The 12,989-nt window shown below is 62.8% G+C and carries 10 protein-coding genes; 7 read left to right on the top strand and 3 right to left on the bottom strand.

What is annotated here, in order from left to right:
• Positions 1-43: 43 nt before the first annotated feature.
• Positions 44-1,858, bottom strand: coding sequence for a putative bifunctional diguanylate cyclase/phosphodiesterase (locus B5P46_RS03220; RefSeq protein ID WP_129417439.1), 1,815 nt, complete (start codon positions 1,856-1,858; stop codon positions 44-46).
• A 380-nt stretch (positions 1,859-2,238) separates the two neighbouring features.
• Here B5P46_RS03220 and B5P46_RS03215 point away from each other — a divergent pair, with 380 nt between their 5' ends.
• From B5P46_RS03215 to B5P46_RS03185, 7 genes are all read left to right on the top strand, one after another.
• Positions 2,239-2,562 (top strand): antibiotic biosynthesis monooxygenase family protein, encoded by a 324-nt coding sequence (locus tag B5P46_RS03215; protein ID WP_129417438.1) that lies wholly within the window; start codon positions 2,239-2,241, stop codon positions 2,560-2,562.
• Positions 2,563-2,710: 148 nt separating this feature from the next.
• Positions 2,711-3,721, top strand: a complete 1,011-nt coding sequence (locus tag B5P46_RS03210; RefSeq protein WP_129417437.1) for a LacI family DNA-binding transcriptional regulator — start codon at positions 2,711-2,713, stop codon at positions 3,719-3,721.
• A gap of 42 nt (positions 3,722-3,763) precedes the next feature.
• Positions 3,764-5,038 (top strand): ABC transporter substrate-binding protein, encoded by a 1,275-nt coding sequence (locus B5P46_RS03205; RefSeq protein ID WP_129417436.1) that lies wholly within the window; start codon positions 3,764-3,766, stop codon positions 5,036-5,038.
• Positions 5,039-5,110: 72 nt separating this feature from the next.
• Entirely contained in the window at positions 5,111-5,962 is an 852-nt protein-coding gene (locus B5P46_RS03200; RefSeq protein ID WP_129417435.1) for a carbohydrate ABC transporter permease, read from the top strand.
• Positions 5,959-6,816, top strand: coding sequence for a carbohydrate ABC transporter permease (locus B5P46_RS03195; RefSeq protein WP_129417434.1), 858 nt, complete (start codon positions 5,959-5,961; stop codon positions 6,814-6,816). Before B5P46_RS03200 ends, B5P46_RS03195 begins: the two co-directional genes overlap by 4 nt.
• Before the next feature lie 13 nt (positions 6,817-6,829).
• A complete protein-coding gene (locus B5P46_RS03190) occupies positions 6,830-7,888 on the top strand; it encodes an ABC transporter ATP-binding protein (RefSeq protein ID WP_129417433.1) in 1,059 nt (352 codons plus the stop codon).
• Between the two features lie 19 nt (positions 7,889-7,907).
• The gene (locus B5P46_RS03185; protein ID WP_129417432.1) at positions 7,908-9,176 is read left to right on the top strand and encodes an MGH1-like glycoside hydrolase domain-containing protein; all 1,269 of its coding nucleotides are present in this window, start codon (positions 7,908-7,910) and stop codon (positions 9,174-9,176) included.
• A 13-nt stretch (positions 9,177-9,189) separates the two neighbouring features.
• On the opposite strand, the gene B5P46_RS03180 is transcribed toward B5P46_RS03185, so the two are convergent.
• Positions 9,190-11,817 (bottom strand): AAA family ATPase, encoded by a 2,628-nt coding sequence (locus B5P46_RS03180; protein ID WP_129417431.1) that lies wholly within the window; start codon positions 11,815-11,817, stop codon positions 9,190-9,192.
• A complete protein-coding gene (locus B5P46_RS03175) occupies positions 11,814-12,938 on the bottom strand; it encodes a metallophosphoesterase family protein (protein WP_129417430.1) in 1,125 nt (374 codons plus the stop codon). The genes B5P46_RS03180 and B5P46_RS03175 overlap by 4 nt, the downstream gene beginning before the upstream one ends.
• Between the last annotated feature and the right edge of the window lie 51 nt (positions 12,939-12,989).

Raw genomic sequence — 12,989 nt, 5'->3', positions numbered from 1 at the left:
TCAGGTATCCGGGGCTGGCCCGAGCGCGAAAACCTCGCTCAAGCTATAGGGCTCCGGCACGGGTCTTGTCTTGGTTGAGCCGTTGTCCATGCTGCTGTAAAATGGCCGCGGCAACCGTTCGATCGACTGCTTTCGAAAACAGATAGCCCTGTCCGAGCTTGCAGCCGAGCTGGCTCAATTGAGCAGCTTGGGGTTCTGTTTCAATCCCCTCTGCGACGACCCGGATTCCCAGCTTGTGAGCTATTCCGATCAGGCCCTCAACGATGAAGGTCCCAGCGTCGCCCGGCACCATGCGGTCGATGAAGGACTTGTCGATCTTGATGATGTCGACCGGCGCCGTCAGCAAGTGGGTCAAAGACGCGTAGCCCGTGCCAAAGTCGTCGAGGGCAACCCGCAAGCCCTTGGACCGAAGAGCCTTTATCTCGTCTGCTACGACATAGTCCCGTTGTCCGAGATAAACCGATTCCGTCACTTCGAGGATGATGTGCTTGAGAGGAACCTCCGCGTCCCCGAAAATTCGGCACAGCCTGTCTTGCAGATTGCCGCCACGAAAATCTGCGGCGGACAGGTTGATGCCGACATGCTGGAGAGGAAGGCCTCGGGCGAGCCAGCTGCGGATGTCTTTCGCAACCCTCAGCAACATCCGTTGGGTCAGCTCAGCAGCAATATGCGCGTCTTTCGTCGCCTCATGGAAATGCGCTGCAGCTATGATGTCGCCGGAAGGCGTGGTCATTCGACACAAGGCTTCGAAACCTACGATTTCCCGCGTATCCAGGCGCAAGATCGGTTGGTAATGCGCATCGATCCGATCGTCTTCCAGGGCGACGCCCACGTCCCGAACCGCCCTGAAGCGTCTGGTGAGGGCGGTGCCCAGGCCGGGATAGTGTTGCACGTACCGGCCGCGGTTGTGTTCTTTCGCATGATAGAGCGCCACATCGGCGTTCTGGCGGGTCTGGTCGGGGTTTGTTTCCGTCTCCGCCAACGCGCCGCCAATCGTCGCGGCGGGAAAGACGACATGACCGTCGCACGTTGAAGGAGAGGACAGTGCTTCGAGGATGTCGGTTGCCCTCGCGCTCAGATCAAGCTCTTTGTCGTCCGATACAATGACAGCAAACTCATCTCCACCAAGCCTGAACGTGTTTTTGGCGCCTGCTGTCGCGGAGATCCGGTCTGCAACCACTTGAATCAATGCGTCGCCGGCTGCGTGCCCGAACGTGTCATTCACGAGTTTCAAGTTGTCGATGTCCACCAGCAAGATGCCCCAGGCGCGCCGGGATCGAGCCAGCTCTTCGGCGAGAAGCTGGTTGAAACGAGCGCGATTCGACAGTCCCGTCATAGCGTCGCTGTATGTCAGCCGCTGACGTTCCATCACCCGTTCTTCGCGATCGATGGCGATTGTGCAGAGATGGACACAAGCCTCGACGAGGTCCCGTTCGACGGCCTTCGGACCGCTCCGGTCTCGATAGTAGAAGGCGAAGGTGCCGATCACCCGCTCGCCGCTCTTGATCGGGCTCGACCAGCAAGCCCGTAACCCTAACGGAAGGACCAGGGACTTGAAGTCCTGCCAACGAGGATCGGTCTCGATATCGGTGACAACGACCGCTTCTCCGAAATAGGCAGCAGCGCCACAGGAGCCGGCAAGAGGTCCGGCTTCAAGATTGTCGACAGCTGCTGAATAGTCAGGCGGAAGAGAGGGTCCAGCAAGTGTGTGAAGACGGCTCCCGTCGAATGTCAGCACCGAAGCGATGATCCCGGGAACGGCGGCCTCAACCCGGAGGCAAAGTTGCTCGATCGTTGCTGCCAACGGTTCCCCTTTGGCAATCATTTCCAGAATGGCATTCTGCAACTCAAGGATCATGACGTCACTTCCCGGAAGGAGACCCTCCGTATCAAACCGACTTTCAAATCAGGTTACGCCGTTGATTAGATTTTGATCGAATGAACGCACTCGCGAGCCATCAGCGACCGAGCCCCCAAGCGGGTTGGAAGGTCCAGACCCGAGGCCGGGTCGATCGGCTCACGCAGACCTTGAATAATCGATGGTGGGACTCATCTCCTTTTGCTCGTGGAGCAGACGTTCCAGGCTGTGAACGGGTGATGCCCGGATTGGTGCATGCCCTGCGCATAATCGCTTCTGATCGGCGCGGCTTGGTGCCCTGTTCCACGATGCCCATGCCGTTTGAGGCAGACGTCCTCGACCGTCGGCTTGCTTCATTCAAATGTCACGGAGAGCAGAACATGACGAAAGTTCCAACTATCGCCCGTATCTGGCGCGGTCGCACGAAGCCGGAATTTGCTGATGAATACGAAGTTTACAATCGCGCTGAGGGAGTTCCGCCACTGCTAAAGACGGCACTCGGCGTCCAATTGCTGCGCGAAGATCGAAAGGATGAAACATGGTTCACGACGATCTCCTACTGGGCCGACATGGAATCGATGACGGCGTTTACGAAAGGTGATCCCGAGCAGGTTCATCATCTGGCGCGAGATGCAGAACTGCTGTGCGAACTTCCGGAGCGTATCCAGATACACAAGATCGTGGTCCCTCCAAATCTGCGTTGAGCGTTGTTAGCTGCCTTCCTTCAGGTCCCGCGCTTTCTGCCAGCCAGAGATAATCGCAGGATTCCCGTGGCTTTAATTAACCCAAAACGTTTTGGCTTGACTCCCAAAACGTTTTGGAGAATCTTTTTCTCACTCGGGAGGAAGGATCTTGACCAATCTCAAACAACTCGCGGAATCGCTGGGACTGTCGATCACCACGGTGTCGCGTGCGCTCGACGGTTATGCCGATGTGTCGGCCGCCACGCGCGAGCGGGTTCGCGAGGCTGCCGACAAGGTCGGCTACCGGCCGAATGCTTCGGCCCGCCGCCTCCGCAGGCAACGCGCCGAGCTCGTTGCCGTCACGCTGCCGAGCGATCCTGGTCATATCGGCCCTCCGCATTTCCTCGATATGTTGTCGGGCTGCGCCGAACATCTTGCTGCTGCCGGCCTCAATCTGGTGATTGCGCCGGTACCGCGCGGTGAGAGCGAACTCGACATCTGCCGCCGCTTCGTCGATGGCCGCCGCGTCGACGCCATGCTTCTCGTCCGCACCAAGCGGAAGGACGAGCGCGTCGAATTCCTGCAGTCGCGCGGCATTCCCTTCGTCACCAACGGCCGCACAGAAAGCCTGATGCCCCATCCCTATATCGATGGCGACGGCTTTGCCGGCTTCCGGGCCGCGACGTTGCGCTTCCATGCCGCCGGCCACCGCCGCATCGGCCATATCGCCGGCCCGCAGGAATATTACTTCGCACATGACCGCTGCCGCGGCTGGCGGGCGGCGATGGAGGAATGCGGCCTTGCGACCGATCTCTGCGCCGAGGGCGCGCCGCTGGAACAGGGCGGTTATCTCGCAGCACTCGAACTTCTGCGCCAACCGTCGCGCCCGACCGCACTCGTCTGCGCCACCGACGAAATGGCGATCGGAGCACTCCGCGCGCTGCGCGAGATCGATGGCGGCAACCAGATCAGCATTGTCGGCCACGACGACCTGCCGATGGGCGCCTTCACCAGCCCGCCGCTTTCGACCATGCGCATGACCGGCGAACACCTCGGCGCGAGCTTCGCCTCGCTGCTGCTGCGCGCCATTGGCGGCGAACCCGCCGAAGAACTCCAGGAGCTTCACGCGATCGAATTCGTCGATCGCGACAGCCATCGCCGTCCGCTTAGAGCGGCATAGACAGCAGTGCATCTCAAACAAAGAACAATGAAGGAGGAGAAGATGAAACATATCATGTCATTTGGAATTCTGGCTTCCACCGTGCTGGCCTTCGCCTCACCGGTGCTTGCCCAGACAGTTTTCGTATCCACCCAGCTTCGTCCGATCGAGGAGGCGACGGTCGTGCGCGAGGAACTCCTGAAGGACGTCGGCCCGGTCGACTACGTGGTCGAGGAGCCGCCGCAGTTTGCGGTCCGCATGGAGGCCGAACGCCAGGCCGGCAAGCACACGGTCAGCCTGGTCGGTGCGCTGCATGGCGAGCTTTCGCCGCTCGCCGACAAGGACACGCTCGAGCCACTCGACGATCTCGCCAAGAAGCTGGCAGCGAGTGGTATGCCGCAGTCGCTGCTCGATCTCGGCAAGCTCGGCAAGTCGACCCAGCAGTACATCCCCTGGATGCAGGCGACCTATGTGATGGCAGCCAAGAAGGAAGCCCTGCAATACCTGCCGGCTGGAGCCGACGTGAACGCGCTGAACTACGATCAACTGATCGAGTGGGGCAAGAATATGCAGGAGGCCACAGGCCAGCCGCAGATCGGCTTTCCCGCCGGCCCGAAGGGGCTGATGGCGCGTTATTTCCAGGGCTATTTCTATCCATCCTTCACCGGCGGTGTCGTACGCACCTTCCAGAGTGCGGATGCTGCCGCCGGCTGGGAGAAGCTGAAGGCGCTATGGGCCTACGTGACGCCGAACTCGACCAGCTACGACTTCATGCAGGAGCCGCTGGCGGCCGGTGAAGTCATGGTCGCCTGGGATCACATCGCCCGTCTGAAGAATGCCATTTCCGCAGCACCGGATGATTATGTCGTCTTCCCCGCCCCCGCCGGTCCCAAGGGTCGCGGCTACATGCCGGTCGTTGCCGGTCTCGCCATTCCGAAAGGCGCGCCCGACAAGGCCGGCGCAGAAAAGATCATCGAGCACCTTTCCATGCCGGACACGCAGCTCCTGACCGCCTCCAAGGTCGGCTTCTTTCCGACCCTGAACGTCAAGCTGCCGCCGGATCTCGATGCCGGCGTCGCCCTGCTCGCCGGTGCGGTCACCGCCACCCAGGCTTCCAAGGACGCGGTCATCTCGCTGCTCCCGGTCGGTCTCGGCGACAAGGGCGGCGAGTTCAACAAGGTCTACATGGACAGTTTTCAGCGCATCGTGCTGCAGAACGAGCCCGTTGCAGACGTGCTGAAGGCCGAGGGCGCCACGATGGCCAAGCTGATGGCCGACACGAAGGCTGCCTGCTGGGCGCCCGATGCCAAGAGCGACGGCCCCTGCCCGGTTGAATAAATCCGCTTAGCAAGCGCCTGGGCGAAATGCCCGGGCGCTCCTTCACCACTCTGCTCGTCAAAGGGGGAGCCGATGACCAATAGCCGACCCTGGATCCCTTATCTGCTGATCCTGCCATCCGTCGCCTTCCTGGCGCTGCTCTTCGTCGTGCCACTGGTGCAGACGATCTGGCTGGCGGTTTCGGACAATGGCGCGCCATCGCTCGTGAATGCCGAGCGCATGGTCACCGACATCAATTTCACCCGCTCGGTGAAGAACACCTTCCTGCTGACGATCGCGGTCGTGCCGGTGCAGATCGCCATTGCGCTTGCCATGGGCACGATGGTCGCCAAGGTCGGCCGCGGGCGGGAAACGATCCTGTGGATCTGGACGATCCCGCTCGGCATTTCCGACCTCGCCGCCGGTCTCGTCTGGCTGTCGATCCTGCAGAATACCGGCTATCTGAATTCGCTGCTCTTCGGCCTCGGCATCATCGGCAGGCAGGCAAGCTGGCTCTCCTACCAGACGCCGGTCGCGCTCTTCGTCGCGATTGCGGTTGCCGAAATCTGGCGCGGCACGGCAATCGTCATGGTCATCATTGTCGCCGGTCTCAACCAGGTACCGAAGGAATTCAGCGAAGCCGCCGAAATCTTCGGGGCTGGCCCGTGGACGCGCTTCTGGCGCATCACCCTGCCGCTGATCCGCCCCGCCCTGCAATCGGCACTGATCCTGCGCACCGTGCTCGCCTTCGAGGTCTTCGCGGTGGTCTATGCGCTCGGCGGACGCAATTTCCCGGTTCTGGTCGGCGAGGCCTACAATTGGCAGAACCAGAACCAGAACTACAGCGTCGCCGCCGCCTACGCGGTGCTGATCATGATCATCTCGCTTGCCGCCACGCTTATCTATCTGAAAGCCTTGAAGGTCGATCCGGAGCGCCTGCCATGACCACGGATACCGTCAACACGAGTGCCGACACCCGCAACGCCGCCGGCTTCGTCTCTTCACGCCGCTGGCTGCTCTGGAGCGGCATCGCCGCACTCTGTGCCTGGGTGCTGGTGCCGATCTATCTGGTGGCACTCGGCGCACTCGGCGGTCGCCAGGGCGTCTATGTCTGGCCGAAAACCGGCCTTCCCACGGGCATTTCACTGGAGCCCTTTTTTCTCTTCCTGAAGACGGAAGGTGTCGTCCAGTCATTTCTCAATTCGCTGGGTGCGGCAGGCATCACGGTGGCGCTTTCGATCCTGCTCGGCGCGCCGGCCGGTTATGCGCTCGCCCGCTACGATTTCCGCGGCAAGGATAGCTACCGCCTCCTGGTACTGCTGACCCGCGCCTTCCCGCTGGCGATCCTGGCGCTGCCGCTGACGGTCTCCTTCATCCGGCTCGGCCTCTACGACACGATCCTCGGCGTCGGCCTGATCCATACGGTTCTGGCGCTGCCTTTCGCAGCACTCGTCACCCAGGGGATTTTCCTCGGTGTGCCGAAGGAATTGGAGGAAGCCGCCTGGGTGTTCGGCTGCACCCGCATCCAGGCCTTCTTCAAGGTGGTGGCGCCGCTGGCGCTCCCCGGCATCGTCGCAACCGCGGTCTTTGCCTTCGTCATCTCATGGAATGAGGTCTTTGCCGCCTCGGTGCTGACGGTGCGCAACCGCACGCTGACCGCCTACCTGCTGACCGTGCTTTCGGAAAGCCCGATGCATTACCGGTTTGCCGGGGGCCTGATGCTCATCCTTCCCTCGGTTGTCTTCATTTTCGCGGTCAGACGTTACCTCTTCGCGATCTGGGGCATTTCCTCCAAATAACGGGACCAGAGATATGGCCAATATTGTCATCGACCGCATCCGCAAGAGCTTCGGAGCCTTCCAGGCGCTGAAAGAGGTCTCGCTGACGATCAACGACGGCGAATTCGTCTCGCTGCTCGGCCCGTCCGGCTGCGGCAAGACCACGCTGCTGCGGATCATCGCCGGCCTCGAGACCGCAACATCAGGCGATGTCCGCATCGGCGACAAGTCGGTAATCGGCCTCCCGCCTAAGGATCGCGGCCTTGCGATGGTCTTCCAGAACTACGCCGTCTTTCCGCATATGACTGTTTACGAAAACGTCGCCTTTGGGCTGCGGATGCAGAAGGCCGACGACGCACGCGTGAAGGCGCAGGTCGAAAAGGCCGCCGGCCTGTTGCATATCGAACAATATCTCGACCGGTACCCTAACAAGCTTTCCGGCGGCCAGCGCCAGCGCGTGGCGGTCGCTCGCGCCCTTGCCGTCGAACCGAAGGTTCTGTTGATGGACGAACCGCTTTCGAACCTCGACGCGCTGCTACGTCTCGAAATGCGCACCGAACTCAAGACCGTGCTGCAATCGGCAGGCACCACGACGATCTATGTCACCCACGACCAGACGGAAGCGATGGGCCTTTCCGACCGCATCGCCGTCATGCATGGCGGCGTGGTCGAGCAGGTCGGCCATCCGGTCGACATCTACAATCACCCGGCGACACGTTTCGTCGGCGGCTTCATCGGCAATCCGCCGATGAACTTCATCCAGGTGCCGGTTTCCAACGGCCAGGTGGCGGCCGGTATAGAACAGCTTGCGGTGCCGCGGGAATCCGGCGATCAAATCATCCTCGGCCTGCGCGGCGAGGCCGTCGAACTCGCGCCGCTGCCGCAGGGTCTCGAAATGCGAGTGCGCGTTGCCGAGCCGATGGGCTCGCATCTGCTTCTGACCGGTTCGATCCACGACCAGCCGGTCCGTGTCATCCTGCCGGCCTCGGAGACCGTGAAGAGCGGCGAGACGATCGGTCTCAAGCTCGACCAGAAGCGCATCACCTGGCTTTCGCCCGAAAGCGGCAAGTCCTTTCCGGCCGTTTTGGCCTAAGAATACCGGAGTACCCGACATGAACATGCATATCGACCAGGCGAAACGCATCCTCGCCGCCAACGATCGCGGCGGCTATACCGTGCCGACCGACCGGCTCTATCCCTTCCAGTGGAACTGGGATTCCGCCTTCGTCGCCATGGGCTTCGCGCTCTACGATATCGATCGCGCCTATCGCGAGCTGGAACGGCTGGTCGAGGGCCAGTGGGCGGATGGGATGATCCCGCATATCGTCTTCCACGCGCCAAGCGAAACCTATTTCCCGGGGCCGAACGTCTGGCGCACTGAGCATACGATCCCGACCTCCGGCATAACCCAGCCGCCGGTCTTCGCAATCGCACTGCGCAAGCTGCATGAAGCCGCCGGCAACGATGCCGAAGCACGCACCCTGCCCCTCTACGAGGCAGCGTTGAAATGGCACCGCTGGTGGTATTCCGCCCGCGATCCCGATGGCACGGGGCTCGCAGCACTCCTGCATCCCTGGGAAAGCGGCAGCGACAATTCTCCCGCCTGGGACATCGCGCTCGCTCGTGTACCCACCACCACCGATACCCCTGTGGTGCGCAAGGATACCGGCCATGTCGATGCCGACATGCGTCCGCGCGATGAGGATTACCGCCGCTTCATTCATCTGGTCGATACCTATGCCGCCTGTGGCTGGGATCCGGCGAAACAATGGGAAAAGGCGTCCTTCAAGGTCGCCGAGATCCAGACGACCGCCATCCTGCTCAAGGCCGGCGAAGACCTCGAGCACCTTGCCCGCCTGTTCGGCCGGACCGAGGACGCGATTGAGATCGCTGCCTTCAACAACCGCACTCGCAAGGCGATAATGGCCCAATGGCGGCCGGACCTCGCGCGCTTCGTCTCCCGAGACCTGATCTCCGGCGAAGATGTCGAAGCCGCAACGCAAGCCGGTTTCATTCCCCTCCTCTCGCTGGACCTCGACAAGCAGGTTGCCGACGCCTTGGTCTCGGAAATGAAAGCCTGGTCCAAGGACCTCAAGGTCGCCTTCCCCACAACCAAGCCGGGCATCGCCAGCTGGGAGCCGAAGCGTTACTGGCGCGGCCCCGCCTGGGCAATCATCAACTGGCTCCTGATCGACGGCCTCAAGCGCAATGGCCATGCGGATGCCGCCGAAGAGCTGCGGAAATCCACCATTGCGGCGATCGAGACGGAAGGTTTCGCCGAATATTTCGACCCCGTCACCGGCGAAGGCTGCGGCGGCCTCGGCTTTTCCTGGACGGCTGCAGCCTATCTGTGGCTTGAGCGCGGCAGAGTGCTCGCCTGAGCATCGATCCTCATCAATCCGGCTGCCATGGCTGCATGGTGAGCACGTTGCCGCCAAGCTTGGCGAAGGCGCGCTGGCGGCAGGAGAAGACGAGGATTTGCTGGTCGCGTGATTGGCGGTGCAGCGCGTCGAACATCCGCTCGATCCGGTCGTCGTCGGAATAAACCAGCGCATCGTCGAGGATAACAGGTGCCGGCCGACCGTCGCGGGCGAGCAGTCGGGCGAATGCGAGGCGGGTCAGCACCGAGAGCTGCTCGCGCATGCCGCCGCTCAGCCGGTCGACATCCTCGTCCAGGCCGTTGCGGCGCACGATCTGCGGCAGCAAGGTGTCGCCGTCGAAGGTAATCGAGATGTCGTCGAACAGCAGGCCGACCAGCGGGGCGAGTTCGTTCATGACGGGCTTGAGATAGAGGTCGCGCGCGGCTGCCCGCGTCGCCGTCAGCGCCTTGCGCAGGCGATCCAGGACGGCGACCTCGGTCTCGAAACGCTTCACCTGCTCCCGCGCCGCGTCAAGCAAACCGCGAGTTTCCAACCAGTTTTCTTCCACCGCACTGTCTGAGCGGGTGCGAATTTGACCGCCGAGGTCGGCAAGCTCCTCGCGTAACCTGGCAATTTCACGTGCTGCGGCGTCGGCGACCGAACGTGCCCTGGCAAGGGCGGCTTCCGCGCCGGCGAGGTCTCGCCCGGCTCTGCGCAAAGGCCCGGCCCGGAGTTCAACCGCGTCGGATTGTTCTTTGGCGCTGGAAAGCCTGGCCGCAAGGTCCCGTTGCAATTCCGGTCGGCCGGCTTCGGGACCGATGATCGCCGCGATGGCCTCGAGGTCCTGGCCAAGTTTGGCGTGCTCCGTTTGCGCGCGCAATATTGCCTCGCCGGCCTCAGTACGCATCACCGACGCTTCCCGCGCCCGGTTTCGCGCCAGTTCGATACGCTGCGTCGCATCCGCGAGACGGGCGCGCACCTCTTCCGGGTCGGCGTCGAGTTCGACTGGACCCTGACTGAGTTCCGCAAAGCGTGCGGCATCGAGGTGAAGCTGGTCGATGCCATTCGGCGCCACGTCGGCGAACCGCTGGCGTGCCCGCACCAGTTCCTCTTGCTTGTTCCGGGCGGCAATATCGCGCTGTCGCGCCGCCCGCAAACTGTCGACACCGAGCCTGGCAAGCAATGTTTGGCGCGTGGCTTCCGCGGTTTCGAGCGCTCCGTCCTGTTCTGCCTGCCGGCTGGAATGGATCGTCAGGGTGCCGACGCCTGCTATGTCGAGCCTCGCCACCCCGGCAAAACTCCTATCTTCGCCGCCTGGCAAAGGCTGGCGGTCCATGCTCACCGATCCGGAGGTGTCCTTCAGATAGTCGATCCTGAGCCTGGGAAGACCGACCTCGGCTGCTGCACGCAAGCCAATGATCTTGAGGTCCAACGCTTCGAGCCGTTCGATCGCATCGGCTGGAATGGCGAGCAATGCATGCGCAGCCTCCCCGTCCTCGATCTGCCGTCGCGCCGCTTCCGCCTGTTCGAGATGCAGACGAACCTCCGCCAGCCGCTCTGCGGCGTGGCGCGAACGAAGCGCCCCCTCCAGCCGGGTCAGCAATTCGCGGTTTACCCGCTCTTCCTCTTCGGCTGCCTGCACCTCCGCCGTTGCGGCCTCGCTTTCGGCCAGCGATGCCGCGCGTCGCTCGGCTGCATTTGAAAGCTGTTTTTCCGTTACGGCGAAACGCCGCGCGAGTTCGTCACTGCGGTTCAATGCCGCGTGGAAGCGGTCGAATGCCTGCTGCGCCTCGTCGCGACGGCTGGCGGCCAGGGCAGCTTCGGCATCGAGTGCCTTGAGTTCCCTGTCGTGCAGTTTGGCGGCCTCGAGCACCGACTCGGCATTGGCAATCGCCGCCTTCCGGCCGGCCTCTTCGTCCGAATTTTCCAGTTCGCTGAGTCTCGCCTGCACAGAGCGGCGGCGGTCGAGCGCGCCGTGCAGCATCTCCACCTCCTTGGCCAGCCGCGCCTCCTCCGCCTGCAGCCGGTCACGATCGTCGAGCGCGGCGGCAAAGCGGCCTCCGGTCTTTGGCCGGAGCGTCGCGGTGACCAGGCGATTGAGTTCATCCTCGCAGGCTTCGAGCACCGCCGACATACGCCGTCCGCCCGTCAGCGCCTCCACCTCGCCCTGCACCGAAGACAGCAGGCTTTCGCGCACCCGCTTGTCATTTTCTTCCTCGCTCTTGCTGCGATTTTCGATGCCGGTTATGCCCTGGCGCACCCAGAGCAGGCCTGCCGGGCCGGCAGTTCCGCCGGAAATGAGATCGCCGATGAAAGCCTCGGCCTCGTCGGCCTGGGCGACGAGCCGGCCGCTGCCGAGATCGGTGACGCTGGCGCGCCGTCCGCCATAGAACTGCTTGGTCAGGCGGTAGCGGCCGGCTTCGATGGTGATATCGGCCTCGACGATCGGATTGCCGCCGCTATAGGGACGCAGCATCTGCACGCTCTTTGGCGTGCCGCCGTGCGGCTGGAAGAACAGCGCATGCAGCGCCTCGAAACAAGTCGATTTGCCGTGCTCGTTGGCGGCGCTGAGCACATTGACGCCGTCGGCGATTCCTTCGACGGATATGCCGCGGCCGGCGAAGCGTTTGACATTGTGAAGGCGAAGGGCGTTGAGTTTCATCGATCGATCGCCTCGCAATAGGAAAACAGGCGGATCAACGCCTCGCGCGCCACGCCCCTGTCGTCGCCCGAGCGGGATTGGTCGAGGCTTTCGGCAAGCAGCAACTCCGCTGTATCGCGCAGCGCACCGGCTCGGTCGATGATCTCGAGATCATCGCTCTCACAATCGGTCCCCAGCAGTTCCGTATCGATCTCCAGATGCGCAAATTCCGGCGCGACCTGTTGCAGCAGGCTGGTCATTGCTGTGCGCCCGTTCAATCGGACACGGCCGGACAGCGTGACGCGCAACAGGGTTTGTCGCCGCGCGAACGGTTCCGGCAGTGCGGCCTTCAGCGCTTCAACACCGTCTTCCGATGCCAGCAGCGGAAGCTGCAATGTCTGCCAAGAAAAGCTGGCGGTCGCCACAGCCGTGGTCGTCGGCATCGCTCCCTGCCCGGCAATCGAAACGACCATCGCCTGTCCCGGCCGGTCATGTTTGAAACGGTCCGGCTCGGGCGCGCCGCTGTAATGCGTTCTGGGGTCGACCGCGACCGATCCGTGCCAATCGCCGAGCGCCATATAGTCGAGGCCGGCCAGCGCCGCGCGGTTCGGCGCAATCACGTTGGTGGCCGTGGCATCCTCCGAGAATTCCTGGATCGGGCCATGGGCGAGGCCGATGCGGATCGAGCCGTCCGGTGTCCCGGCACCGGTCATCCATTCGGTCAGGTCGCGGCCCGGCCGCCTGGTCGTGCAAGGCGCCGGCAGCAGGATGATATCAGGTCCAAGCGAAAGAGGCGCCGCTTCCGTCGCCAGGATGACATTGTCGGGCAGCACGCCACGCGCAGCACTCCAGAGCTGGTCCGCCAGCAGCGAATCGTGGTTGCCCGGAAGCAGAACCCAGCGCAGCGGCGTATTCCGGGCCATCTCGCCAAGCGCCTGGCGAAGCACGGCAGGCGTTGGCGTCTCGGTATCGAACGTGTCGCCCGCAAGCAGGATGACACCAGCCCCATGCTCTCGTGCCGCACCGGCAAGCCTGGCGATCACGCCATGCCGCGCCTCGCGCAGGCGCCCTCTCAAATCCTCCGGAAGATTGCCAAAACGCTTGCCAATATGAAGGTCCGAACTGTGCAGGAAGGAAAACATTAACCAGCCATGTTTGCGATGCGCCGCGAGCTTTCGAGCATGGTCTACAGC

The sequence above is a fragment of the Rhizobium leguminosarum genome (assembly GCF_004123835.1).
Classification (GTDB): Bacteria; Pseudomonadota; Alphaproteobacteria; order Rhizobiales; family Rhizobiaceae; genus Rhizobium; species Rhizobium leguminosarum_M.
This window is presented reverse-complemented; position numbering and strand designations above follow the sequence as displayed.